This is a genomic window from Nostoc sp. FACHB-280 (assembly GCF_014697615.1).
Lineage (GTDB): Bacteria > Cyanobacteriota > Cyanobacteriia > Cyanobacteriales > Nostocaceae > Nostoc_B.
Genome location: NZ_JACJSD010000029.1, coordinates 59783 through 86148 on the forward strand (window position 1 = coordinate 59783; position 26366 = coordinate 86148).

General features: G+C 39.6%; 26 protein-coding genes and 1 pseudogene. 14 read left to right on the forward strand and 13 right to left on the reverse strand.

Translation table 11 applies throughout. The features are described from left to right. Positions 1-55 precede the first annotated feature (55 nt). From H6G75_RS20250 to H6G75_RS20280, 7 genes and pseudogenes are all read left to right on the forward strand, one after another. The gene (locus H6G75_RS20250) at positions 56-778 is read left to right on the forward strand and encodes a sirohydrochlorin chelatase (protein ID WP_190981784.1); all 723 of its coding nucleotides are present in this window, start codon (positions 56-58) and stop codon (positions 776-778) included. Beyond that, a pseudogene (cobA, locus tag H6G75_RS20255) lies at positions 775-1548 on the forward strand (uroporphyrinogen-III C-methyltransferase); the annotation flags it as partial. The gene H6G75_RS20250 and the pseudogene cobA, both read left to right, overlap by 4 nt. Before the next feature lie 320 nt (positions 1549-1868). Further along, the gene (locus tag H6G75_RS20260) at positions 1869-2165 is read left to right on the forward strand and encodes a hypothetical protein (protein WP_062294907.1); all 297 of its coding nucleotides are present in this window, start codon (positions 1869-1871) and stop codon (positions 2163-2165) included. A 99-nt stretch (positions 2166-2264) separates the two neighbouring features. Continuing rightward, positions 2265-2756 carry a hypothetical protein gene (locus H6G75_RS20265; RefSeq protein WP_190981785.1) on the forward strand — a complete coding sequence of 164 codons (492 nt, stop codon included), beginning with the start codon at positions 2265-2267 and terminating at the stop codon, positions 2754-2756. A gap of 217 nt (positions 2757-2973) precedes the next feature. After that, on the forward strand, positions 2974-4233 hold the full coding sequence (locus H6G75_RS20270) for an EndoU domain-containing protein (RefSeq protein WP_190981786.1): 1260 nt from the start codon (positions 2974-2976) through the stop codon (positions 4231-4233). A gap of 292 nt (positions 4234-4525) precedes the next feature. Then, the gene (locus tag H6G75_RS20275) at positions 4526-4786 is read left to right on the forward strand and encodes a MoaD/ThiS family protein (RefSeq protein ID WP_190981787.1); all 261 of its coding nucleotides are present in this window, start codon (positions 4526-4528) and stop codon (positions 4784-4786) included. A 136-nt stretch (positions 4787-4922) separates the two neighbouring features. Next, entirely contained in the window at positions 4923-6185 is a 1263-nt protein-coding gene (locus tag H6G75_RS20280) for an ATP-binding cassette domain-containing protein (RefSeq protein ID WP_190981788.1), read from the forward strand. A gap of 119 nt (positions 6186-6304) precedes the next feature. Here H6G75_RS20280 and H6G75_RS20285 read toward each other — a convergent pair whose 3' ends face one another. Further along, positions 6305-7951, reverse strand: coding sequence for an iron uptake porin (locus H6G75_RS20285; protein WP_190981789.1), 1647 nt, complete (start codon positions 7949-7951; stop codon positions 6305-6307). A 292-nt stretch (positions 7952-8243) separates the two neighbouring features. Between H6G75_RS20285 and H6G75_RS20290 the strand changes: the two genes are divergently transcribed. From H6G75_RS20290 to H6G75_RS20300, 3 genes are all read left to right on the forward strand, one after another. After that, positions 8244-8801 (forward strand): Uma2 family endonuclease, encoded by a 558-nt coding sequence (locus H6G75_RS20290; protein WP_190981790.1) that lies wholly within the window; start codon positions 8244-8246, stop codon positions 8799-8801. Between the two features lie 190 nt (positions 8802-8991). Further along, positions 8992-9216, forward strand: a complete 225-nt coding sequence (locus tag H6G75_RS20295) for a hypothetical protein (RefSeq protein WP_190981791.1) — start codon at positions 8992-8994, stop codon at positions 9214-9216. 282 nt (positions 9217-9498) lie between these two features. Next, the gene (locus H6G75_RS20300; protein WP_190981792.1) at positions 9499-9750 is read left to right on the forward strand and encodes a hypothetical protein; all 252 of its coding nucleotides are present in this window, start codon (positions 9499-9501) and stop codon (positions 9748-9750) included. A gap of 65 nt (positions 9751-9815) precedes the next feature. On the opposite strand, the gene H6G75_RS20305 is transcribed toward H6G75_RS20300, so the two are convergent. From H6G75_RS20305 to H6G75_RS20315, 3 genes are all read right to left on the reverse strand, one after another. Next, complete coding sequence (locus H6G75_RS20305) at positions 9816-10703, reverse strand: UTP--glucose-1-phosphate uridylyltransferase (RefSeq protein ID WP_190981793.1); 888 nt, start codon at positions 10701-10703, stop codon at positions 9816-9818. A gap of 153 nt (positions 10704-10856) precedes the next feature. Further along, on the reverse strand, positions 10857-11708 hold the full coding sequence (locus H6G75_RS20310) for a cyanophycinase (protein ID WP_190981794.1): 852 nt from the start codon (positions 11706-11708) through the stop codon (positions 10857-10859). Positions 11709-12129: 421 nt separating this feature from the next. Then, a complete protein-coding gene (locus H6G75_RS20315; RefSeq protein ID WP_190968113.1) occupies positions 12130-12333 on the reverse strand; it encodes a hypothetical protein in 204 nt (67 codons plus the stop codon). Positions 12334-12652: 319 nt separating this feature from the next. Here H6G75_RS20315 and H6G75_RS20320 point away from each other — a divergent pair, with 319 nt between their 5' ends. Beyond that, positions 12653-14563, forward strand: coding sequence for an acetate--CoA ligase family protein (locus tag H6G75_RS20320; RefSeq protein ID WP_190981795.1), 1911 nt, complete (start codon positions 12653-12655; stop codon positions 14561-14563). A gap of 200 nt (positions 14564-14763) precedes the next feature. Here the strand turns inward: H6G75_RS20320 and H6G75_RS20325 are convergent, their stop codons facing one another. The 3 genes from H6G75_RS20325 to H6G75_RS20335 all read right to left on the reverse strand — a co-directional run bounded on the left by H6G75_RS20325 (position 14764) and on the right by H6G75_RS20335 (position 18510). Further along, positions 14764-15807 carry a 3-deoxy-7-phosphoheptulonate synthase gene (locus H6G75_RS20325; RefSeq protein WP_190981796.1) on the reverse strand — a complete coding sequence of 348 codons (1044 nt, stop codon included), beginning with the start codon at positions 15805-15807 and terminating at the stop codon, positions 14764-14766. Positions 15808-16053: 246 nt separating this feature from the next. Then, a complete protein-coding gene (locus tag H6G75_RS20330; RefSeq protein WP_190981797.1) occupies positions 16054-17712 on the reverse strand; it encodes an alpha-amylase family glycosyl hydrolase in 1659 nt (552 codons plus the stop codon). 423 nt (positions 17713-18135) lie between these two features. After that, positions 18136-18510, reverse strand: a complete 375-nt coding sequence (locus H6G75_RS20335) for a DUF1823 family protein (RefSeq protein WP_190981798.1) — start codon at positions 18508-18510, stop codon at positions 18136-18138. Positions 18511-18853: 343 nt separating this feature from the next. On the opposite strand from H6G75_RS20335, the gene H6G75_RS20340 reads away from it, so the two are divergent. Together H6G75_RS20340 and sfsA are read left to right on the forward strand one after the other, a co-directional pair. Continuing rightward, positions 18854-19147 (forward strand): acylphosphatase, encoded by a 294-nt coding sequence (locus H6G75_RS20340; RefSeq protein WP_190968118.1) that lies wholly within the window; start codon positions 18854-18856, stop codon positions 19145-19147. A 478-nt stretch (positions 19148-19625) separates the two neighbouring features. Then, a complete protein-coding gene (sfsA, locus tag H6G75_RS20345; protein WP_190981799.1) occupies positions 19626-20351 on the forward strand; it encodes a DNA/RNA nuclease SfsA in 726 nt (241 codons plus the stop codon). A 53-nt stretch (positions 20352-20404) separates the two neighbouring features. Here the strand turns inward: sfsA and H6G75_RS20350 are convergent, their stop codons facing one another. Together H6G75_RS20350 and hemH are read right to left on the reverse strand one after the other, a co-directional pair. Beyond that, positions 20405-20983, reverse strand: a complete 579-nt coding sequence (locus H6G75_RS20350; RefSeq protein WP_190981800.1) for an NADPH-dependent FMN reductase — start codon at positions 20981-20983, stop codon at positions 20405-20407. 111 nt (positions 20984-21094) lie between these two features. After that, a complete protein-coding gene (hemH, locus tag H6G75_RS20355; RefSeq protein ID WP_190981801.1) occupies positions 21095-22261 on the reverse strand; it encodes a ferrochelatase in 1167 nt (388 codons plus the stop codon). A gap of 93 nt (positions 22262-22354) precedes the next feature. Here hemH and H6G75_RS20360 point away from each other — a divergent pair, with 93 nt between their 5' ends. Continuing rightward, positions 22355-22978: a class I SAM-dependent methyltransferase gene (locus H6G75_RS20360; protein WP_190981802.1), complete on the forward strand. Its 624-nt coding sequence runs from the start codon at positions 22355-22357 to the stop codon at positions 22976-22978. Between the two features lie 101 nt (positions 22979-23079). On the opposite strand, the gene coaBC is transcribed toward H6G75_RS20360, so the two are convergent. The 4 genes from coaBC to H6G75_RS20380 form a co-directional block, all read right to left on the reverse strand. Continuing rightward, entirely contained in the window at positions 23080-24312 is a 1233-nt protein-coding gene (gene coaBC, locus H6G75_RS20365; RefSeq protein WP_190981803.1) for a bifunctional phosphopantothenoylcysteine decarboxylase/phosphopantothenate--cysteine ligase CoaBC, read from the reverse strand. 55 nt (positions 24313-24367) lie between these two features. Beyond that, a complete protein-coding gene (locus tag H6G75_RS20370; protein WP_062297109.1) occupies positions 24368-24580 on the reverse strand; it encodes a DUF2555 domain-containing protein in 213 nt (70 codons plus the stop codon). Between the two features lie 153 nt (positions 24581-24733). Beyond that, positions 24734-25411: an alpha/beta hydrolase gene (locus H6G75_RS20375; protein WP_242051591.1), complete on the reverse strand. Its 678-nt coding sequence runs from the start codon at positions 25409-25411 to the stop codon at positions 24734-24736. After that, positions 25398-26228 carry a hypothetical protein gene (locus H6G75_RS20380; protein ID WP_190981804.1) on the reverse strand — a complete coding sequence of 277 codons (831 nt, stop codon included), beginning with the start codon at positions 26226-26228 and terminating at the stop codon, positions 25398-25400. Before H6G75_RS20380 ends, H6G75_RS20375 begins: the two co-directional genes overlap by 14 nt. Positions 26229-26366: the final 138 nt, after the last annotated feature.

A 26366-nucleotide genomic window follows, 5' to 3' on the forward strand; every position in this document is an offset into this window, starting at 1 on the left:
CACTAACTCCCGCATCTAAGATTAAGCTTAGTTAGCAAGAGTTACACCTTTACCCATGTCATCTGCATATCTTTTGGTATCGCACGGAAGCCGTGACCCTCGTCCAGAAATTGCTTTACAGCAATTGACAGAATTCATCAATCAAAAACAGCAAAGTTACTCATCAAGCAAAAAACTAGTCGGCTTGGCTTACTTAGAAACACGTCCAGAACCTCTACACATCCAAATCAAAGAATTTGCTCATAGTGCATTTGTGGCTGGATGCGAGAGTCTCAAAATCATACCCCTATTTCTTTTACCGGGAGTCCATGTGATGCAAGAAATCCCCGAAGAAATAGCACTAGCACAACAAGCTTTGGGTAAAGATATTAATTTGGAATTACTACCATATATAGGTAGCAACCCTGCTCTAACTAAGTTGCTGTCTCAACAAATGGCTGAGATCATAACCCAAGCCTGGATTTTAATTGCTCATGGGAGTCGCCGTCCGGGTTTTCAACAGCCAGTGGAAACCATAGCAGCAAATATAGGTGCAGTAGCAGCCTATTGGTCTGTGGCTCCTAGTTTAGAAGCACAGGTAGAACAGTTGGTAGCTGCTGGTAAAGAAGAAATTGCAATTGTGCCATATTTTTTATTCGCAGGTGGCATAACAGATGCGATCGCTCAACTCACAGAAACGCTAAAATTAAAATTTCCGGCTGTGACTTTTCAATTAGCTCAACCTTTGGGAGCAAGTGCAGAGTTAGCTGATTTGATTTGGGATTTGATGAAGGAATGAACTGCACAGAAAAAGAAGAGCAGAAGAATTTGGGAAAAGTTTATTTAGTAGGTGCAGGGCCGGGAGACCCCGGACTGATGACTCTCAAAGGCAAAAGCTTATTAGAATGTGCCGATGTCGTGATTTATGATGCGTTGGTGAGTCCAGCAATTTTAGCTATGATTAATCCCCAAGCCGAAAAAATCAACGCTGGGAAGCGGATGGGGAGACATTCACTATTACAAGATGAAACCACGCAGTTATTAATAGATAAAGCCCAAGACAACACGATAATAGTACGACTCAAAGGCGGCGACCCGTTTATTTTTGGTCGTGGTGGCGAAGAAATGGCAGATTTAGTCAACGCCGGGATTCCTGTAGAAGTTGTGCCAGGAATTACATCTGGAATTGCGGCTCCAGCCTATGCTGGCATACCTTTGACCCATCGCTTGCATAGTTCATCAGTCACATTTGTAACTGGACATGAGTCGGCTGGTAAGTATAGACCGAAGGTAAATTGGCAAGCGATCGCCCAAGGTTCTGAGACAATTGTCATTTATATGGGTGTTCATAATCTGTCGCACATTATTGAAGAGTTAACGGCGGCGGGTTTAAGTTTAGCAACACCAATTGCTTTAGTGCGCTGGGGTACAAGACCAGATCAAGAAGAATTAATTGGTCAGTTAGGCACAATTGTAGAGCAAGTTGAACAAACCAAATTTGATGCGCCAGCGATCGCGGTTATTGGTTCTGTGGTGAATCTACACGATGTATTATCTGGTTGTCGTCCAGAACATTCATATTTTCCTTTCAATACAAACAATCAATCACCTGTTGAATCAGAACCTCAGCAAGAGTTAGTATCCTCATCTCAATCTTTTAAAGAGATGAGATTTTATCTATCGGCACTTATAGGTTTTATCTTATTGGTTTACTATAAAACATTATTTTCTCAACTAAGTGTAGTGATTGATATTTGTGTTGTGCTATTTGTTGGTTTACTCATAGCAATTATGGCTGGTTTTCCCGTTCGTCAAGCGTTCAATACCATTATTCAAAACATATTACAAAGTATCTAAATCATCAATCTCACAAGATTTACGCATTAAAAGTGAAAGCCAGAATAGAAAATCAAGTACTATTTCTCCACCACCCAGACTTGCCAGAGTTTAAAAAGGGCGGTTCGGTGGTGAGAAATTCTTATTTTTGGGCGCTGCGTTCAATTGCAGGACGGGCTTCGCGTTACAGTGATTGGGAATATGAATCAGAAGTATGGTTTGCCCTGAGACGAATGTTGTTATCATTCGCGGAGTCTGGGTATTTAGGTTACAGAGAGACTTTGTTGGAATTTCCCCTAGAGATGGGAGAAATCCCCGATGTGCTGCGTGATGTTTCCACTTGGGAGTAATTTTGTCATTTGTCGTTATTTAATTTTTGACAAGCCTCAGTATAGATGAATGGTTGTTTGCCATTACATTCAAATATCATACTGATACATTGATATAAAATGAGTCTAGAAATATTAGACAGTGTAGATTCTTCAGAAGTTAGAGAATTGCGAGCAGAAATCCTGTCAAAACGTAATCGAGGAAATGTTTTGTTTGAAATTAAACAAATAACCTCTAATTTTCTGCTTGACGAGGCTGAAAATTTAACAGAAATTCTTGATTTATTTGTTGGACAAATAGGTTATGTTGGTATTGGCGATCGCTGGCAAGAAATCACGCAAACAGCAGCCAACAAAATTATAGTATTTGTCCTGACTAAAGATTTAGCCTATTCCTCAAAAATTATGCAGGTAGAAGAGGCAGAAAAAATCTCTCATCAAGTATTTGATTTATTTCAACCTCACTGTAAATTTTTTACTAACGCAGAATTTGTTAATAACTATTCTGCCATGATTGCTTGGGATTCTCTGACACCAGCGACCTTTGACACAGGAGTACTGTTTGTAACTGAAACACAGATGGGAATACTCTGGGTAAATGATGAAGATTGATGACTGAATTAGAGAATAAGTTACTAACTTAAACTTTAACTGAGATTTAATCGAGATTTAATAAACAGACGGGATAATTGATAGCCGCGTCGCTAATTGTAATGTGTTTTTTCAAATTCATCTCCTGTATTTTACATGATGATTTTGTTATCTGAAAAGTAACGGAAATTATCGTCTTTTCTAGTTCGCTATCACCCACTAATTAAATCAATTAAGTATGTCTAAGTTAGCTTTTCCCTTACAGATATCAGTTGGAACATTTCTTCTGTTGACTGTTTGTGTAAGTAGTGCCAATAGTGCCACAATTACGGAAGATTTTGAAATTGGTACAAAAGGCAGTTATGCAGCAGCAAATGTTGTGCTGAGAACAGGGACATGGAATTTTGATGATGCTCTACTGGGGAATCTTAGTACAGACGTAAAAAATGGTACTCAATCTGCCCGCATCCGCAATAGTGGTATTCTCTCCATGAGATTTGACCGGACTACAGGTGCAGGTACTATCACTCTCAAACACGCTAGATTTGGTAATGATGGTAATTCTAGCTGGGGCGTTTGGTGTTCAACTAATAGTGGCGCTTCATATTCACCAGTGGGTGCAATTGTCAATACCACTTCTACAACCTTGCAAACAGCGACTATTACCGCCAATATTTCTGGTACAGTTCGCTGCGACATTCGCAAAACTGATGGAACTGCAAACAGAACTAATATTGATGACATCGTAATTACTGATTACGGTACTACTTCTTCTTTACCCCCAGGTTCTGTACCTTTCTTTGATAACACCAACAACCTTGTGTCTGGGTTGGCTTATGGTAGTCCGGCTGATGTCACGCCTCCCGCTCCTGCTCTTAATAGCTTTGACACAGCAGTAGTGAATCTTTGCGGCGTTCCAGGTACAGTTGTGAGTCGTACTGGTTTCCAAACATTGATGAATAATAACCCCACTGTGTTGGCAAATATTCAGAATTATGTGGGAGGGTACCTCAAACCAGGTCGGACTTCAACTGTTGATTTCTTGAACGATTTAACCGACTTGTGGTTTAACGTCGCAGGTTTTGACCATGTATTCTGCGGTGAACCAGTACAAGGCGGTGCTATTGGTGGATTGCATTTTGTTGGTCGTTATTTACAGTTGCAAAATCAAGGTTTAGCTGGACGACTGAACAATAATACATCTAACGAAGAAGTCGTGCCGAACACAATCTACACTATAGGTGCGATCGTGAGAGTTGGTAGTGGGACTTCTCAATCTAGCATTAAAGGTTATCCTTATACTTTGAATGCCGAGGAAATCTTGTCTAAAGCATCTTTGGGTTACAAAAACAACCCCAACACTACCAGCACTAACCAAACCTGTCTTCTCAGTGTGACTGATGAAGGTAGAACCTTTAAAGCTGTATTTGTCAGAAGATCAGGTGGTATTCGGACTTTTTATCCTGATGCTACTCCTAGCGGTGCTAACTGTATTTAGTAATTAAACTAACAAATTCCAACAAAAATCTACAGTTTAGAGGTGTAAGTGGGAAAAGCCCTTACACTTTTACTACTATTCACCTCTACTCAAAACATAACTTTTTGTATCTGTGCTATTTACTTTTCTCATCATTTTTTCTGGACGAATGGATGATAGTATTTTTGCTAACCACATCAACAATATCTAAGTTGTATTAGTGGTTACAAATGACAGTGGCTCAAGAGGCTACGTCATTTTTCAGTTAGAAAAACTCTATATTGAGCGAAGTTATAGAATACCAAACTTTTGTATGTCTACATCTGCAATCACTGTCACGGTAAAATTATTTGCCGCTTATCAAGAAGCTTTTGGGTTGCCAGAATTAGTCCTGGAATTTCCTGAAAATACACCAGTGAAAGCCGTGTGCGATCGCCTGATTGTAGAACGTCCAGAACTCGCTAAATGGCGCGATATCACCCGTTTTGGTATCAATTTGATTTTTGTGGAACCAGAGACATTACTCCACAATGGTGATGAAGTAGTACTGATTCCGCCTGTGAGTGGCGGGTAGTATGTTCTAAAACAGATGTCATTCTGACTTGAGAATTTAGGTACTTAATTACTGATGGGCGTTAAAATGTCCTTTGTCATTCGTCATTTGTTTTCAGTTAATGACCAATGGCTTATAAAGACAATAACTAATAACCGTGGCGCAAGTAATTTTAGAAAACGTTTATAAAAGTTTCCCTCCGCGTAAAGGCGAAAGCAGTGCAACCCCAGAACGTGCGGAGAATATTAATGTTTTGCGGCGAATTAACCTGACAATAGCCGATGGTGAATTTATGGTGCTGGTGGGGCCTTCTGGCTGTGGTAAAAGCACCTTGCTGCGGTTAATTGCTGGTTTAGAAACTCTGACTGGTGGCAATATTTTAGTAGGCGATCGCTTGGTGAATGATTTACCACCCAAAGAACGAGACATTGCAATGGTGTTTCAAAATTACGCCCTCTATCCGCACATGACGGTGTATGACAACATTGCTTTTGGGTTACGCCGCAGAGAATTAAGTAGTGGGGTAAATGAACGCTCTCAACTTCCTAACTGGGCGGAAAATCTTTTGGTTGGAGGAACGAGGAAATTACCCAAAGGATTGCGTTACGTTTCTGCAAAAGAACGATTAATTGAGACACAGGTGCATTCTGTAGCGCAATTATTACAAATTGAAACGCTGCTGAATCGCTTACCCAAACAATTATCAGGGGGGCAAAGACAAAGGGTAGCATTAGGAAGAGCGATCGCGCGTAATCCCCAAGTATTTTTAATGGATGAACCATTATCAAATTTAGATGCCAAATTAAGGGCAGAAACTCGCGCTCAAATTGTGAAATTGCAGCGACAATTAGGCACAACCACAATTTACGTTACCCACGACCAAACAGAAGCAATGACAATGGGCGATCGCATCGCCATTATGAATCAAGGTCAAATTCAACAACTGGCTTCCCCATTAGAACTATATAACCGTCCCGCTAACCGCTTTGTTGCCGAATTTATTGGTTCACCACCGATGAATTTTATCCCGGTAGAATTTTCTGCACCATTATTAATTACCCATCCCCTATTCCGCCTCACACTTCCAGAAAGTTGGGGAAAAGCTCTACAAAAATATGATAAACAAACATTAATTTTAGGTATTCGTCCTGAACACTTAAGCCTGAGTTTACCTGCTACTAAAAATTTGCCTGTCAAAGTAGACTTGGTAGAAAATCTCGGCAATGATGCTTTTTTGAGTGTCAGACTAACTGAACCAGACTCTCCAATAGATATTAATGCGCCTTACTTGCAAGTCAGAGTTCCCACCGACCGACAGCTAAAGATTGGCGAACAATTATGGTTATCAATAAATCCCGAAAAAATTCACTTTTTCGACCCAGAAACAGAATTAGCCATCTTCCCTGCAAATGATTTTTAATGAGAATTCAGCCATTCTATTTACTTTGTGAAAATCACGTTTGCTTAGATACCCGACTTTTTAAAGAAGTCGGGTATCTTGATTTCTCAACAAGAGACACCTTTAACTGATGAAACTTTCTAGAAAGTAAAGGTGGTTCTCAAAGTACCGATGATTGCATCATCAGCATTAGCAGTTTGACCAGGATTGGTTAACCAAATTACACCGGGGGTAATGGAAATGTTGTCGCTGACGCGGTATTTATAAAAGCCTTCGATGTGGAAAGGATTGCTGTTAGTGTTACTACCAAGATAGGGTTGAGCGCCGCCAAAAATGCCTAAAACGTTGCCTTTTTTCCCGAAATCAGGCAAAGCTACCCCTAGTCCATAACTCCAAACTTCACCATCATCATTAGCGCCAAAGCCTCTAATTTGGCTATAGAGGGCAAAACCACTAATGGAGAGCTTATCGCTGGGTTTGAAAGCTGCTTCAAAACCATAGGAGTTACTGACGTAGGGATTACCACTATCGACAAAGTTAGCTTGTCGAGTACCAACAACACCAGTGGTTACTGAGCCAAAATCGAATAAGGCGCTACCTGCACCATGATAGCCGTTAACGTAGGTGGCAGCTAAGGTGAGGCGATCGCCAACATTCAAGTTTAATTGGGCTAAGGCTGCATAGTTACCAGCAAATAACCCGGAACCAGAATTGGGGTTATTTCCTTCGGAAGCCAAGTAACCCAAGGTTAATGAAGGTTTAAAAGTACCGCCACCACCAAAGGCTAAGTTCAGCGCCGCACCAGCACCGCCGCCGATACGATAAATTGGGCTTTCGCCAGCAAAGGTAGATAACGCACCATTACCACCGTCAAAATCTTCAAAGTAGGGGTTAACTGTAGGAACGTAATCGCTATGAATACCGCCAGTAGCTGCAACATAAACTTGCGAGTTACCAACAGGGAAGTAATAAGCTAACCAATCGATAAAAGCACTATTGCCACTACCAAGGAACACGTTAAATGTTTGTGTTCCCTCAAAAGTGTTGTTTGCTAAAGGTAAAACACTGGCGTTACCAGTTGCAATCCGAGTGTGCAGAATGTCTTTACCGGTGAAGCTGGTTTGGAAGTCGAGACGCACCCTGTCTTGAAAAACAGTGTTGTTATTGTCGTTGTCGCCAAAGCTATCAGTAACAGCAAAGACAGCCTCTCCAACGAGTTTAGTAGTTGTGGAAAATTGATTGGCTTCCAACTCGGCGGTGCGTGCTTCTAGTGCGTCTACTCTACCGCGTAAGGTTGCCAGTTCTGCGGAAAATTCTTCTTGCAAACGCTGGAGTGTGGCTAAGTCTTCTTTTTTTACTAAGTCGGCGGTTGCTGTCGCAATCAGTTCATTTACTCTATCTAAACAAGCGTTTAAACCGGCGGCAAATTCATAACGTGTCAAAGCACGATTACCGCGATAAGTACCGTTAGGATAACCAGCAATACATCCGTAGCGTTCAACTAAAGATTGCAATGCTTGGAATGCCCAATCTGTGGGCTGTACATCAGAAAATTGCGAAACTGATGTGACTTGAGATAGGGAATTTTGGTTTTTACCTTCTTGGCTGTATTGGTTGACTTGTTCTAAAACTGGGTTTTCTTCAGTGGTGGCTTGAGAAATCAACTGCTGTTGAGGTGTGGGTGAGTTGGTTTCAATTTCAGCTGCTACTACCTTGGATGAACATAAAATAGCTACGCCTAAACACACTGGAGATAATACCAGTGTTTTCCACAATAGATGAGACATGTTCTTTTTTCCTCACACTGTTTTGTTAGAATGACGCGATCGCTGTCTTCTAAATGTATTCCATAATACTTTATTTTCTCTTTTGCTGATTTAGCTGCTATTGTGCCAAAACTTCTCTATTTTTTTATATTTCTCAGTGTAAACTCTTGATTTAACTGTTTTATATGGATTTTCTCAGTAAAAACGAAATTGTTAATTTCTATACACTGTGTATTGAGCTTCTACCGTCAGGCGATCGCAGGTAGACCAGAAAAGACATAATAAACTTAACCGCCAAGGAGATGCGATATTTATGACTCAAATCAAATCTCAACTAACACTACAAGAATTCTTCGCCCTACCAGAAGGCGATATTACCTACGAATTAGTGAATGGAGAGGCAAAACCTAAAATGGCACCAAAACTATATCATTCTAGGTTGACAGGTACAATCTACATAATTTTAATGCCGTGGGCAAAAAATCGTGGTGAGGTTGGTATTGAATGGGCAGTGACGTTAAAACGTAAAGGTAGAGACTGGGTTCCTGTACCAGACTTACTTTATGTTTCTTACTCTCGTTTAGATAATGATGTTATTGAAGATGAACCCTGTCCCATTCCCCCAGATTTAGCAATTGAAATTATCTCGCCTGATCAAACTTTTGGTGAAATGAGTGCTAAAGCTACAGATTATCTAGAAGCAGGTGTTTTGAGAGTTTGGGTTGTGGATGCCAAAGCTAAAACAATTACTGTATTTTATCCTGATGCCCACCCACAAACAAAAACTGGTGAAGATAGTTTAGAAGATTCTTTATTAGAAGGACTGCAAATTACACCCGCACAAATTTTTCAAGAAGCTGGAATACCATAAATAGCTTGCATCCAATTTTAAAAATGTATTGTAAAATACTAATTTATTTTGAGATAAATTCTGATTTTTCCTCACAAGTTCCTCACATTTCTTGCTTATAAAAGGTTTAGCAGAGATGAGACAAAGTAATCATCACTCAAATTCTCATCCAGTAACCTTTTAGGAAGAAAAAAGAGGGGTAGTAAATTTTATGAGTAAGTTTATGTTTCATGATCCCATCAGCCTCGCAGAACAGGCAGAACAACTAGGTAAAAAAGCTGTCAATTTGGGACTGATTCCTTATTTTAGTATTCGTTACTACTCCGATAGCCAAGAATTTTATCTCGGTGAAGAAAACACTGCAAATCCCCTCACTCCACCAGAAGCGTACATGAAGTTGAAAAAATTAGTGGAATCTGCATTATCTCTGGTATAAACCAATCTACAGTAAATTCAAGTTGTTAACTCCCATTATGAAGCGATCGCCTAAAGTTGATCGCTTTTTGCTTTCATAGAGAAATCCTAAATATTTTATTAAAATCTCTCTACCTTGTCTCCCATATCTACCTTGTCCCCTTGTCCTCTTTACTCATATATCAAAATTATAAATAATGTGGTTTTAACTACGCTCTGAGATGGGTTAGATCAGATAAACTTTTCAAGGTGAATGTCATTAAATGCTGACTTTCATGATGTTATAAAATAGGACAGGCTAACTATGAGTAGAGATGTAGTCAAAGTCATCTTATGGGAAGAAAGGCAAAAAGATTATCTGAAAAAGTTGTATGATTTACAATTTATTCCGCGAATTGGAGAAGAAATTTACATAAACAGGGAGAATTGGAAAGTAACGAGAATTGAACATGATGTAGAAGTTAGTGAAATTAATATCTATATGGAAATAGCCAAAAAATCCAAACCAGAAAAAGAAAAAGAAAAAGAGAAAGAAAGACCATCCTCAAATTCATAAATATGTAGTCAATAAGGTGCATTTACCTATATCCGACTCCTGAATTCTGACTTCTAAATTCTTCTTTAAATATTCCTAAAATCAATCATTGTTTGTCGATAAGCATCTGGTAAACCTGTATCAAAACATCTGCCTTGCACAACATAGCCAGTCATTCCCTCAGCTTGGCAGAGGTTATCCAGACAAGTTGTTAACTGAAATTCCCCGCGATCGCGCAAATTTTTCTCTATACTTTCTGCTAAACAATCAAAAATTTTAGGCGTAAGAATATACAAACCAAATATACATAAAAACTCATCTTCTGCCATCCCAGCTATCCGCAGATTTTGCCGCGCGTAATCCACTGTTGGTTTTTCACAAAGTTGTGTCACCTGCAAAATAGAATTAGTGACGTGCCACTTTCCGGTGACACATCCAGATGTATGAAGCATCTCGGCTGGCTTAGTTGTTAAACTCACAACACTTTGATTTACTTGTGCATAAATATTTACCATTTGACTAGCACAAGATTTATCAGTATCAGACCCATAAACATGGTCGCCTAACATCACTAAAAATGGTTCATCTTGCACCCAATCTTTAGCACAAAAGACAGCATGACCATAGCCTTCTTGTTTTGCTTGGGTCAGAATTGTGATTTTGTCACCGATATCTTGCAAGTATTGACTATATTTTTGATTTTCTGGCGAAAGCTTTTTTAATAGTTCTGCTTGTGGTGGATTTTTAAATAAATCTGTGAAAATTTCTACATCATCTGGTTGTACTACAATAGCAACTTCTGTAATACCTGCACTTATCGCCTCTTCGACAATTGCCAAAATCACAGGTTTAACCCTACCATCCCGGTCAATAATCGGGAACAGTTCTTTTTTGACAACTTTCGTAGCCGGAAACAAGCGAGTGCCAAAACCAGCAGCCGGAATCACTGCTTTTCTGATTTTATTTTGTTGCATAGTGCAGCACTTGTAAAGTTAGCGATCGCTCAAACTAACTATCATTTTTCTCATAGTATTTATCAAGTGACTATAGTTGTAAGAAAACGCAAAATTAAGGGTTTAAATCAGAGTGTAGGGGTGTTTAAAACCTACACCCCTAAACCCGTATCTCTATACCGCTACCGACTCATTCACCACTTCACTAGCAGCAACACCATTAGTCAGAATTGCTTGCCGTGTCTTTAAGTTAAATTTATAACCATGCGGCAAAATATGTAACTTCGCACCGCAGATTGCTAAAGGTTCATCGCGGAGAATTTCATCAGCGTTGTTATATGTAGACTCAGATTCATCCACGATTGTGACTGAACCTTCACCAATAATTTCGATGTGGTCATCAGTTATAGCGATCGCTGTATTCTCATCAATGCCAAATCCTAACACCGCAGGTTCACGGACTAAGGCTGTAATTAATCTTCCTAAGCGTCCCCGTTGCAAGAAATGTTGGTCAATCACAACCCCAGGGAGAAAACCAAGGCCAGGCCCCATTTCTACAATTTCCATCCGTGGTGTGCTTTGAGAATCACCCTCAACAATCATTTTATCGGGCATCACAGCCGCACCAGCACTAGTCCCGGCGATTACTGCACCTTCTGCGTAACGTTTGTGAATCGCCGCATCAATTTCGGTATCCTTGAGGATGCTGGTAATTCTAGCTTGGTCTCCACCAGTAAAAAATATCCCGGTTGCTTTACTAATTGCTTCTAAAGCAGTCGAAGAAGAAGCATCTTCACGAGTTTCAGTGTCAACAATCCGCACCTTTTCTGCACCTAAGCGTTCAAAAACTCGAATGTAATTTTCGCCCACATCTCTAGGTAATTCGGTGGCGGCTGTCATAATTACAATATTGGCTTTTGTACCCCCAGCGCGACGGACAAACTCTCGCAGAATTACGCAATCGCCTTCTTTATCTTCTGCGCCGCCAATAATTACCAACTGGCGTTTATGTGTAGCCTCTGTCATAATGCCTCCCGGATAACCGGATTAAGAATTAATTTAATTAATTTCAATAAAACATGACAATTACCACAATCAAATCAGCCATTTGGTAGATTAATTTTTAGTAGGAAAAGCTAAAATTTATATAACTTTATGTATACCTAAATCTCATAAATAAGTAGGTGGACATAATTATTTAGAATACGCATTTCGGCTCCTTTCGACTACGCTCAAGGCAAGTCGCTCAATACTCATCATAAAAACTGCCACAGCACTAAGACTAAAAGAGATAGAAAAGCATAGTAGTAATTGGTAATTTATTTGGCAGAATCACCAATTACTAATGTATTAAGAATGTATTTATCACTCTTATCTAACAGGCTTTTGTTAATGCTCCGAAATGAGCAATGTGGAAATTATTATCCACAAGTAACCAGGGAAATTGCTATTGCGGACGAATTTTGTAAAGCAAGTTAACTAAAAATAAACGTGCTTGTTCCAGAGGTAAATGTCGTGGTTTACCCTGATAGACAATTTGAAATTCGTTGATATCTGGGCCATCACCATAGCCAGAAATCAGTTTCAAATGAAAAGCTTCCTCGGCGAGTTGTCTCACTTCATCTCTGAGAGCAGCTTTTGTGCTATTCATGTTGGCTGTCTCCTCTAACCCTATTTTTCTACTTATAATATTTTTCTGAATCAAAAAGTACCCTTCAAAAGTTATATTTTTATCTTGACCAATTGCGTGTAGAATCCTATTGATTTGCAGTCGAACCCAAATAAATTTGTTTATGCCCTGAGATAGTTGAAAATACCTAATAAACAGATTTAGGGTGAAATTAACAAAGTTAAGAATAAAGTTACAGCTTCCTCAAGCTAATTTGAATCAATTTACAATAATTGATTGAGTCTAAGCAACCACAAATTAAAGTTGAAACTTCAGGGTGTTTAGCAAAGGTTGAGAATTAATGATTCAAGAAAAAAGCACCAATTTAGTCCGTGTAAATGCCAGAAGAACAGATGTGTTTGATGTTTTCAACTTTCAGCATTATGCCGGGCCGAACCCCTATTTAGATAGAGGCGCACTAGTATTTGATTTTGCGCTGACTGGGTATAGAGAACCTTTGCCCATTGAAGACTATGTAAAAAAAATTAGCGATCGCTATCCCCTTCTAGGCAATCAAACTTATGAATCTTATGCTCATTTGTTTGCACGCACCGCCTCAGAAGTGGGAAAGTTAGAGATGGATTTGCACCTCACTCACTTCCACGTCAAGCCAGAGGACAAATTTACCCGCATTAGTATTCAATCACTACATCCCCGCACAACCAGAGCCGTAATTTATTGTATTTGGGATTGGTTTGAAGCCATTAGTCAAGACGAAGATTTTCTGTTTGATGACCAACTAGTAAGTTTACAAACCAGATTCCGCGAATCTGTCTATGGCGGCCCTACTGTTTACGCCTTATTACGTACCGCCGATGAAAAAGGTATTCCCGCCTTTTATCTTTGGGATGAAGGATTAATGCAATACGGCTGGGGAAAAAACCAAGTCCGGGGTGTCGCTACAACTTTTGACTGTGATAGCCATATAGATTCCGACTTCACCACCCGCAAAGATGACTGTAAAGACTTTTTGGGTAACTTAGGTTTTCCAGTTCCCCAAGGTGAAATCGTCGCTAGTGAAAAAGAAGCCTTGATAGTAGCCAGAGAAATTGGCTACCCAGTAGCGGTAAAACCAGTAGTTGGTCATAAAGGAATTGGTGTCACCGCAGCGGTACAAGACTCCTACGAGTTAGAATCAGCTTATGATCGCGCTTTAACGGCCATTCCAGAAAATCAACCCACGCGGATAATTGTCGAAAAAAGCATTGCGGGGAAAGATTTTCGCTTGCTGTGTGTCAACGGTAAATTTGTCGCAGCCACAGAACGCCGTCCCGCATCAGTCACAGGTGATGGTTACTCCAGCATTAACGAATTAATTCGCCAAGAAAATCGCAAACCAGAACGTTTAGACTCACCCACCTCAGCAATGAGCAAAATTCAAATTGATGAGGCGATGGAACTGTATTTAGAAGAACAGCGTTTGTCTTTAAAAAGTGTCCTCGAAAAAGGTAGAAGTATCTTTTTAAGGAAAGTTGCTAATCTTTCTGCTGGTGGTGTGAGTATCAATGCTACCCACACAATTCATGACGATAATATTATCTTGGCGCAAGACATTGCTCAACATTTCCGCTTAACTTGTCTCGGTATTGATGTGATTACTGAAGACTTAGCCGAATCTTGGAAACAAGGTAACTTTGCCATCTTAGAAATTAATGCTGCACCCGGTATTTTAATGCACCTTAACCCCGCCGTAGGTGAAAGTGTTGATGTACCTTCACGCATCCTCGAAACTTTTTTTGCATCTGGACTTGATGCGAGGATTCCTACTATCACCTTTAACACAATCTCGGTTCAAGAACTACAAACCACAATAGACCATATTTTGTTGCAACATCCCGAATGGACAATAGGTGCTGTATGTCGGGAAGCTGTTTTGATCAATCGCTCCCAAAAAGTTTTGCGTCCAGATTACAACAGCAATATTCAAAGTTTACTGCGGAATCCCAAACTTGATTTGTTAATTGCAGAATATGACTCCAAAACTTTGGATACAGAAGGAATGTTTTATCAAGGCAGCAATATTGTGATCTTAGATAACCCCACTGAAACGGAAATGATGTTAGTGCGTGATTTGGTTGATGGTTCAACGGTGGTAATTAAAAAAGGCAACGATATTTCCATTAAACGCAAGGGATTAATTGAAGACTACACCCTGGGAGAAAATGAACCATTTACCAGAGTTTATTTGAAGGAAATTAGCACCATTTTATAAATTGAAACCATCCTGAGTTTGCATAAATCTTGTAGGGTGGTCATCTTGCCCGCCCTACAAGATTTATGCAATTTAAATAAAGCAGTCGAAGTATAGGTGAGGACATTTAAAAATCACGAATCGAATGCCATACATAGTCAGGCTTTTATCTCCTGCCTTCTGCCTTCTGCCTTCTGCCTCCTGCTATATATGACAGCCTACTACCTCAATCTGGCGTGGGCTGCCAAAATAATTTTCTCTGTTTCTTCCCAACCAATACATTTATCAGTGACAGAAACACCATATTTCAATTCTGCTGGTTTGCAGTTTAATGGTTGATTGCCTTCATATAAATGCGATTCCAGCATCATACCCACGATGGACGTATTACCATCGACAATTTGCTGAATTACATCTTCAAAGACCTGAGATTGCAATCGGTAGTCTTTATTAGTATTGCCATGACTACAGTCAATTACAATTCTCGGTGGTAAATTAGAATCTTTTAATTTTTGTTCAACTAATTTGACATTAGCAGCATCATAGTTTGGCTGATTTCCACCCCTTAAAATCACATGACCGTAAGGATTACCCCTAGTTTGAAAAACACTAACTTGTCCTTTATGATTAATCCCTAAAAAGTTATGGGGACTTTTCGCTGAATGCAGGGCATTTAAAGCCACTTGAATGTTACCATCTGTGCCATTTTTAAACCCTACTGGCATAGAAAGTCCGCTAGACATTTCCCGGTGTGTTTGTGATTCTGTGGTTCTCGCACCAATAGCAGACCAGGTAATTAACTCACTAATATATTGGGGAATGATTGGGTCTAAAGCTTCAGTACCAGTAGGTAATTCTAATTCCGTAATTTTTAATAGCAAACCTCTGGCTGTTAATAAACCTTTTTCCACATGGAAAGAATCATCCATGTCAGGGTCATTAATTAAACCTTTCCAGCCTACTGTTGTTCGCGGTTTTTCAAAGTAAACTCTCATAACTAACAAAAGTTTATCTTTGACTTTCTCTGCTAAAACTTTCAATTTTTCGGCATACTCTATCGCTGCTTTGGTATCATGGATAGAACATGGCCCAACTACAATAAATTTTCTACTATCTTGAAAATCTAAAATATTTTCTAGTTCTTGTCTATATTTTAATACTGTATGTTCTGCCGATTTCGTAATTGGCAATCTTGTCTTAACGTCATGAGGCGTTAATAAGATATGGGAACTTTTAATGTTAGTATTAGATAATTTGTTGTGCATGTAGACGCTCTGGAGATTTTAATGCTCTCATTGCCTGAGTGAACAGTAATATACACATTTTAGGTCAAAAGCACAACAATCTCTGCCTTGATTTTTATTTAAATAGACTTTATTCCTGAGCCTATTGATAGTTTAACTGTAATTGGTGACGGAGAGAATTGGGGCGATCGCTCATTGTCTCACCATTAATAAAAAAAGGGGCAAATATCGCCCCCTTTACACCTAACTCAATGTCAGAGAATCTTGTTATTGCCAGACAAATACCTTAGCCTCATAAGGGCCAAGATCAGTAATAATTCCATCATCACCAGCTTCCAAATCATAATCTCCCGTCCACTCGTGCCAAGTACCACCACAAGGGAAGTTAGGAACATGATAGCCGCCTAAAAAGTTTTCCGAAAAATTTGCTACCACAACTACACGGGAACCTTCATCATTCCAGCGACTATAAGCCAGCACTTTAGCCTCATGATTTTCGTGGATGAAATCAATATTTTCAGTGTACAAAGCGTGGTTATTTTTGCGTAGATGAATCAGTCCTTTGTAGTAATTAAATAAACTACTGTTTAAGTCATTACCTAGTAGTGTCCAGTCAATTTTTGATGATTCTTGAGTTTTCGGTTTATATTCGCCAAACTCTTGCCCCATCCATACCAAAGGTACACCCACAGATGTCATTAAAATAGCTACACCTAATTTGATGCGTCTAAAAGCTTCTTCATCGAAAATATTTCGATTACCTAACTCCACCATTACCCGATTATGGTCATGGTTGGTGAGATAATTAACCACATTAGTTGCACCCATGAAGCCTTGACGTTTCGGGTCAATCACATCTTTGAGGTTTTCTAACTCAAACCTATCGCCGCAAATATGTGCTGTAACTGTGTGCATGAAGCTATCATGCCAACAACCATCCATTGGGCCATCAACATTAGTAATACTGGTTGTTTCTGGGATGTGTTCGGCAACATTATAAAAAGGTTTCGCACCAGCAGTTTTTTTCGCTTCTTGAACTATCCAGTGCATAAAATCGTAATTGGCAATTTGTCTGGCTGCATCGTAGCGAATGCCATCGATATGATATTCTTCAATCCAAAAACGAACTGTATCGCCAATAAATTTCCGGGCGGGATAAGTCTCTAGATTTTCATCATAAAGTTCATAATTAAATTCTGGCCCCCAGCTATTATCAGGGTCTCGCGGCGCATGATGATACCAATAATCATGGTCTATTTGGGTTAAAGGGCTAGAAGATTCTGAGTGATTATAAATCCCATCCATAATCACTCGCATTCCTCGACTATGGCATTCGTCAATTAGTTGTTTTAATTCATCTGTAGAACCGTAACTAGATTCAGTTGCAAAAAAATATCTTGGGTTATAACCCCAACTATAATCACCAGGATATTCTTTAACTGGTAGTAGCTCAATAGCGTTAATTCCTAAATCACACAAATAATCTAACTTTTCAATAACGTGTTTGTATTTTCCTCTGGCATAAGGGTCATCTTCACCACCAGAAAAGTCACCAACGTGTAATTCATAAATCACTAATTCGTGGTCTGCTGGTAAAGGTTTATCATCATGATGCCAAACATAAGTATCAACAATTTTTTGGCCATCTTTAATGCGAATTATACTATTATCTTTACCACCAATTTCGTCAATATCGGTTGCATAAGGGTCTGTAACATCTACCCATTGATCTGCTTCAAAAAACCATGATTTTGACTGTACACGGAATTTATATTTATAAACACCATCTTCTAATTCTACACTTGTACGGAAGTAACCATCTTCTCCTTTTTCCATTGGAATTTCTTGCCAATCAGAAAAAGAACCTATTAATGCAGCGCCTTCGTTATAAGGGGCAAATAAACTAAATTCAATGGGATTAGCCATAAAAGTTTTTCATCTATATAAAGCGAATATCAGTATTTTCGTAATAATTAATCAATTTGCAAATCGGTCTACGGAAATAATTAAATAATCCCTCCTCTATCTGTAGAGGGACTAGTTAATGTCTAAATGGGTGTTTTTTAGGGCTTAATTCCAACTAATGCTGAATATTTAGGAATTATCAGCTATCTACCATCATTCGATAGATTTTATTAAATTTGTGAAATTAGTTTTGTATATATAAGAATTAATTTGATTTGTGAAACACAATTAGGAATGTGTTAACGACGGCGTAAAATATTTGCTATAAAGCTTTTTGTGCATTATAACTAAATTTAATAAATCAAATACCCGATTTATTCAATAAATCGGGTATGTTATAGTTGATGAATAACTGAGGATTGATATATCAAAATTTCCCAATGACTATAATTCGGGATTTTGTTGTCGCCAATAACTTAATAACCAATTGGCAGCTGTGGCTCTGCGTGTTTCTCTGGGTGTAAATTCCCCAATTTTGTAACCTTTAAAACCTAACTTTTCTTTGAGGCTTTGCTTGTATTCGGTGGGAATTGAACGTGTTAACTTCATAGTTGCTGGACGACTCGCAAGAAAGTTTGGCGGATCTGGGTATTCATCTCGCCATTCTGGTAAAACTTCGTGATTTTCCCATTTATCAGTTGTGGAGTTATAACGATATCCCAAGTGGTACCAAACTAATTGATTGACTGTTGTGTCATCAATTTGATCCTTGAGGATTCCCCAAATTGTATCAGGATTTAAAGGTGGTAAATTAGACATAAGCAAGGCAGAATTCAAACTTTAAAATTAGCAGATTGATAGATGCTAGTCTGTGATTATGGATGCAGCTATTTATAAGTTATGGCAATGTAACAACAATAATTTATCATTATCTTTACTTACTTTTAAAGCGATTGTGGCTATTTCTACACTGGTGAAGTGGAGCTAGATAAATTTAACCATTGTTGCAGAAGATGAACAAAGATAAATTTGTCCTCTGGTAGATTAGGAAACGCTATTTTTTTATGAAACAGTTATAGGTAAAAACTTAAGTGTGTAATTAAAATTTTGTTCTGTATTCACATAACAGGTAGACTGGAAAGCGTAAAGAATTGACCAGTTTATGCAAGATTCCACACAAGTACCAAAAATAATTCGCGCCCATGTCTTAATTTCTGGCAGAGTTCAAGGCGTGGGCTATCGTTATGCAACGGTTGATACAGCCAGTCAGTTGGGTTTAACTGGCTGGGTACGCAATCTCCCTGATAGTCGAGTAGAGGCGGTATTTGAAGGGGCGCGGGAGGTTGTAGAGGAAATGATTCGCTGGTGTTATTCTGGCCCACCTGCGGCTGTGGTACAAGGGGTGGTGACTGAGTATGAACAACCCGAAGGTTTGCGGGGGTTTGAAGTGAAGTAGTTTGGGAAACACGCTCGGCGACCGGAAGCAGAGGAGAGGGTTTTAATATTCCTCCACAGATGTGGGGAATCATCACTAATTATCTGAAGGAAAGAGCGTTTTAAGTTAATCAACTTTTCTTAATTCATAGTTTTGTTTTTTCCACCGACTTACTTATCCCTCAAAAAGCTATTAAATTGATACTTCTCTTTGAGAATTACTCAGTATAAATTTGTAAAAAATGTGATATGTAAATTTTTATTTACCCAGCTTAAGACTATACACGGTATGATTCTCTGTGAATTTATCAAGAAAGAATTCAGGAGTCAGGAAGCCCAAATTCATAATTTAACTCTGTACAACTCATCAGGTTTAAAACCCCTTCTAAAGAGTAGATTTGGTGGTTTTCCATCAGTTGCGAGTGAATACTCGACACTTTTGATTCTGACTTCTGAATTCTGATTACTGTCTTCTTCTTCAAAGTTAGCTTTGCAAAATAATGCTGGATTGGCTTTATCGTTACCCGACTCTCTACCCTGGTGTTTTACTCAAACGCTACAAAAGGTTTTTTGCTGATGTGCAGCTTGCTGATGGTCAAATAGTCACAGCACATTGTCCCAACACAGGGCCAATGACTGGAGTTTCTACCCTTGGTAGTTTGGTGCAATTATCTCTCAGTGATAACCCTAAGCGTAAACTGGCATACACCCTAGAACTAATTCAAGTATATGACCAGGAACCGACTTGGGTCGGTGTTAATACAAGCTTACCTAATCGCATCGTCAAACTAGCTTTAGCAAAATACTTATTTCCCGAATTGGGTAACTACAGCCAAATTAAAGGTGAAGTGGTTTATGGCTTAGATAAAAAGAGTCGTGTGGATTTTTTGTTAACAGGTAATGAAACAGAACGCCCGATATATTTAGAAGTTAAAAATACAACTTGGGCGCAAGGAACCTTAGCATTATTTCCTGATACAGAAACTACCAGAGGACAAAAACACCTGCGCGAATTAATGGCGCTGCTACCGACAAATCGGGCTGTGATGCTGTACTTTATCAACAGGGGTGATTGTACAGAGTTTGCCCCTGGTGATACTACAGATCCAGTATATGGCCAGTTATTGCGGCAAGCGATCGCCCTTGGTTTAGAAGTATTACCTTGTCGGTTTGATATCTCTCCTGAAGGTATCCGTTATTTAGGTTTGGCAAAACTCATTATTTAATTTCATCTATCTCTCATTGGGTGAATGGTGAGTAGATAGTGAAAATGACTCAATTAGTATGGAGTTCCTTTTTCTCGGCGTTGGCGTTGCAATGCTTCTTCGTACCATTCCAATTCATCTAAAAATTGACCAAATCTCTTAGTCAAACTTGCGTCTTGGGGGGTACCTGCTTCATCTAAAGAGTTGCCAATTTTAGAAATGGCAAACATAGTTGAAATAGTTACCATTCCCATCTCCCCTAGAAACGAGCGTAACTGTATAGCGGCGCGGACTCCACCAAAGCCACCAGCTGAGTAAGAAACAATCCCAGCCGGACGAAAATAGTATTCTTCCAGATAATGATCCATCAGATTACTCAACCCTGGCTGAATGGAATGATTGTATTCTCCAGTAATCACAACAAAACCATCGGCTGTGCGGATATGTTCTGCCAGTTCTGTCATCTTTGCGGGAGCCTGACCAGGATCATACTCCTTATACATCCTGTCTAAGATGCCAAAGTCATATTCCTTAGCATCAACAAAAATTACCTCATGGTTTCTTTGCTGGAGTTGATCAATTATGAATTTAGCAGCTTTGATGCCCTGGCGATCGCTCCTGTAGGAACCGTAGAAAACTAATGTTTTAAACATAGTAAGTCGGGAATGGTGAGTAGGGAATGGGGTTTAGGGATTAAAAGACTTTCATAAATTCATTCTGAAATTTACTTAAAAAATACTCCTTTTTAGCCCCTAACCCCTTTTTTATTGCAACAGTCCAATCATGTGTAATAAACCATGACCAGTCACTAACTCAATAATTAAGGCAATAAAACCTAACATCGCAATTCGACCATTCCAAACTTCCGCACTGGTAGTCATACCCCATTCCCAACTTTCTGGGGGATACATCTTCACCCTTTTTTTCATTTGGGCTGCTTGTGATAGCTTGAAGTTGGGTTGTTCCAGTGCTTCAATGACTAAATCAGCCAAGGCGCGAATAAATACTGGGTGAGTATTAGGTGCAGGTGCGCGACGGAAGTTGTGAATTCCCGCTTCTTCAGCGATTTCTCGATATTCAATATCAATTTCTTGCAGTGTCTCGATGTGTTCAGAGACAAAACTGATGGGTACAACCACGATATCTTGTACACCTTGTGCGCCTAATTCCTTCAACGCATCTTCTGTATAGGGTTGTAGCCATTCTACAGGGCCGACACGGCTTTGATAAGCCAAAGTGTGAGCATTCGGACGGTTGAGGGTCTGCATAATTAAATATGTGCATTCCTCAATTTCTTGTTGATAGGGGTCGCCTGCTTCTTCCACGTAGCTTTTGGGTACACCGTGGGCGCTAAAGAAGATATGCACATCATTAGGGTTAGGAAATTGGTCTATTTCCTGGGCGATGAGTTCCGCCATTGCTTTGAGGTAGTTGCGCTGTTTATACCAAGAAGGAATGACAGTGTATTCAAGATTTTGCAGTTTAGGGTCTTCTTGCCAAAGTTTTTCTAATAACCGGAAGCTAGAACCACTGGTACTGATAGAAAATTGCGGATAAAGAGGCAGAATTACCAGCTTATCAATTTCATCTTGGGTAAGTTGGGCGATCGCTTCTTCTGTGTAAGGATGCCAATATCGCATACCCACATAGATGTTAGCCTCTTTACCCAAATCACTCAACTGTTCCCTTAAAGCTTCGCCTTGGGCTTCGGTAATTCGCCGCAAGGGAGAACCACCACCAATTTGCTTATAATTTTCTTGAGATGTCTTCACGCGCCGCGACGCAATAAACCAAGCTAGGGGTCTTTGCAACCAGCGAAATGGTAGGCGAATGATTTCGGGATCAGAAAATAAATTGTACAAGAATGGCCCTACGTCCTCTAATTTATCGGGGCCACCGAGATTGAGTAATAAAACGCCTACACGACCCATAGCAGTTATTTTCCCCCAACCTTTTCAGATTTTTTACTAATGTTAACAATATATCTTTATTAAATATAAAGCTTAACAGTCAGGAACGGTGCAATGGCCACAATTTTACGAGATTTAAGTTACCGCTATCAATGGTTATATGATGCTATTTCCCGCGTAGCAGCTATCAGCGTCGGTGGAGAAAGCCGTTTTCGCCAACTTGCCTTACAAGGCTTAACAATTCATTCAGATACTCAGGTATTAGATTTGTGTTGTGGCAGTGGGCAATCTACAGAATTTTTAGTAAAAATGTCACAAAATGTAACAGGATTAGATGCCTCACCAAAATCTTTGCAAAGGGCAAGACAAAATGTTCCTGAAGCCTCATATATAGAAGCCTTTGCCGAAAATATACCCTTTGCCGAGAATTCTTTTGATGTGGTACATACCAGCGCCGCATTACATGAAATGCACGCTGCACAATTACGACAAATTCTGCAAGAAGTTTATCGAGTCCTAAAACCAGGCGGAGTTTTTACATTAGTAGATTTTCATGCACCAAACAATCCCATATTTTGGCCTGGTGTCTCAGTGTTTTTACTATTATTTGAAACAGAAACAGCTTGGGAGTTAATCAAAACTGATTTACCAGAGTTATTAAAGGAAATTGGCTTCAAAGTAGAGAGGACGCAATTATATGCAGGCGGGAGTTTACAAGTAATTCACTCCAAAAAATAACTGCCTCTCAACCAGCACACTTTCTCTTCTTCTTTGCGCCTTTGCGCCTTTGCGCGAGAAAATAAAATTCTTGTTCTCCATTATTAATTGGAGAAACATCATCAAGCATCTCGACTCATCACAAAATCAAAGAGATGATGCGCCATTTCCAACTTAGAACAATGGGCAATTTCTAATTGATGATTCTGCCCATCTAAGAATATGGCTTGATTGTTGTTACTCCCAAAACCACTATCTGGTTGATCTATAGGATTAGCAACAATCACATCTAATTTCTTATTCTGCAATTTTTCCTTTGCAGGAGTGATGATATTTCCCGACTGTGCAGCAAAACCAATTAATAACTGATGTGGTTGTTTGAGTTGTGCTAATTGGGCAACAATATCAGGTACAGGTTCTAGAGGTAAAGCTTGGGGGAGCGATCGCTTAGGCAATTTCTCGGTACTATAATCTTTAGGCTTGACATCAGCTACAGCTGCCGACATCACAATTACATCAGCATTCGGTAAATATTCCAACATTACCTGCTGCATTTCCTCGGCTGAAATCACAGGTATACCTTGCACACCCAAAGGTACATCCCAACTAGCTACACCATGTACTAAAGTCACATTTGCACCACGATGCAAAGCGGCTTGTGCCAACGCCAAACCCATCTTACCCGTAGAAGGATTACCAATAAATCTTACTGGGTCGAGATACTCTCGCGTTCCCCCAGCACTAATTAATATGCGTTTACCGATTAAATCTCGCTTACCGCCAGTATGTAACAAAGATTGAACGCGGGTGACGATTTCTGCTGGTTCCGCCATTCTACCAGCACCGATGCGATCGCACGCCAGTAAACCTGATGCTGTACTCATCCCATGATAACGGCTGTCTGTTAACAACTGCTGCCAATTACGCTGCACCGTCAACTGTTCCCACATATCCGTATTCATCGCTGGGGCTAACAATACAGGACAAGTCGAAGCTAACACCGTATTCGTCAGCAAATTATCCGCCATCCCGTAGGTTAACTTCGCTAACGTATTTGCTGTTAAAGGTGCAATTACAATTAAATCTGCCCATTCGCCCAACTCAATATGCAACGGACGAGAGTGAGTTGGTTGCCAAAAATCATCATCTGTATAGGCTGGATGACGGGAGAGGGTAGCTAAAGTCAGAGGTGTAATAAATTCTTGCGCTGAACGGGTGAGAATTACGCGAACTTCCACCCCACCTTTAAACAGCGTCGAAACCACCTCACAAACTTTATAGGCGGCGATACCGCCGCCTACACAAACAAGAACCCTGTTGTTGCGATTTTCGCTGGAAGACTGAAGATTAGACATCAGAAAAAAATATGAAGGCTGAAATTAATTTCATACTTCATACTTTAGACTTTATCTAAGCTTCATCGTAAGGTTCTAAATCTAAGAGGTAGATATAGGGTTCAACTAATTCTGGACGCTGAAAGGCGATCGCTCGGAGTAGATGCCAATCGTTCAAACCTTCAAAAGCATTGCTATAATTATCAAGTTCCAGACGAGTAGCTAAATCTTCCACATCTGCTGCGGTCATGGCAGCTATTTCATTTCTGGAAATGCCTAGAGTCTTCATAATGCTTGCCCCTCCCTTATGCAGCATTTGCATCCAGCTTGGGTAAAGTTGCGCTTGACGCAACCACCCAATCTATATTACTCATTAGACGGCATTTCTTTCGTAAAAATTTGCATGATTTTTACCATAATTGTAAAAAATTTGTATTTAAGGCTACGCAATTGTCGTTAAAACAAAATTTCGTAACGCCTCTAACATTTGCAGATTAATTTCATGCCCCGCCTCAAATTCCCGGTAATCTACAGTAAAACCCAGAGACTGCAAGGTTTCCCGCGTTCTGATAGCTGCTTGCAATGGCACAACTTCATCTTGAGTACCGTGCATAACTAAAGTCGGCGGAATTTTCTGCTGTTCTGTAGGTACAGCATCAGGATGTAAATACCCACTCATTACAGTTAAACCAGCTAAGGGCAACTTTAACCCCACTTCTAAAGTCATCGCCCCACCTTGAGAAAACCCACACAAAATCGTCCGCGATAAAGGTACGCCAGTGCTGCTTTCTAAAGATTGCAAAAAGTCGGTGAGTAATTGGCGACTTTCGGATAAACCTTGATACATATTCTCATTTCGCAAGTCATACCAAGCCTTACCCACAGAAGAATAAGGATGAGGATATGGTGCATTGGGAAACACAAACTGGTAATTCGGTAACTGGAAATAAGGTAATAAAGATGCGACATCCTCAGCATTTGCACCCCAACCGTGCAAAGCGACAATTAAGCCAACGGGGGGTTGAGAATTAGCTGGGGGGACATTGATAAATTGTAAAGACAGAAGCTTGCTCCTAAAATCAACTCTTCTCAATTGTCTAAGAATTTTACTCTGCTTCATCTTCTAGCAGAATGGTATTGAGAAGATTGAGTTCATTGGATGCCATAAAATAGCGATCGCTAAAAACTGTTTCTAATTGTGTAAAAATCCGTCTACCTGCCACAGCTACCCAAGGAAATGTTCGATAGTGAGGTATGACAGGTATGACTAAGCCCTGAGGAGTTAGAGAACGCCCTAGCGCACTTCTCCAAGCTTGCGGATCTTGTAATACTTGTTGACGGGTGTCATCTTCTGATTGTTCATTCCAGAAATGGGGATAGTCTAGAGGTAAACCAATCACTATATTTCTGGTTTTCAACGCTTGAATTGTGGAAGATTCAATCACAAATCCTTCTTGTTCCCGACTCAATAGTTTATACAGTTCGTTAGCTGGACGTTTGAGTTTTGAGGGAAATTTGAATTTCTTGCTTTCAGCAATTTCTTGGAGACAGCCTAAAAGACGACTACTATTTTGTTTAATATCGGATTTCCACGCTTCAAAACTAAATATTTCTTCAGTTTTGCGATCGCTCCAATCTTCTATCCAGAAAGGGCCTATACAAGTTAGACTATCAGGTATCTCTAGGGCATCATTATCTAAAGATGGCAATAAAGAACACTGAGGCCTAGAGACAGCTTTCACTAAAGCTTGTAAAGTTTGATAATTTGCATAGGACTTGGCATTTTTTTCTGATGATTGTCCTCTTAAATCGAAATGTTTAAAGATGTTTGTAGATAACTGTTCCGCCCTTTTAACAATTGCTTTTGCTTCTTGAGGATGACTATCGCTGATAAAAACTTTAGCTTCACGCAAGAAATCTAATAAATCATCAGACATCAGACGTAATAAGAGGCTATTTATAAAGTAAATCTAAAGGCGAGTAGGAGGGGATGACGGCAAGAATTAAAATACCTGATATGCAGTGTATTTACGTAATTGCTTATGGCACGAAAGTCTTATCCCACAGACTTAAAT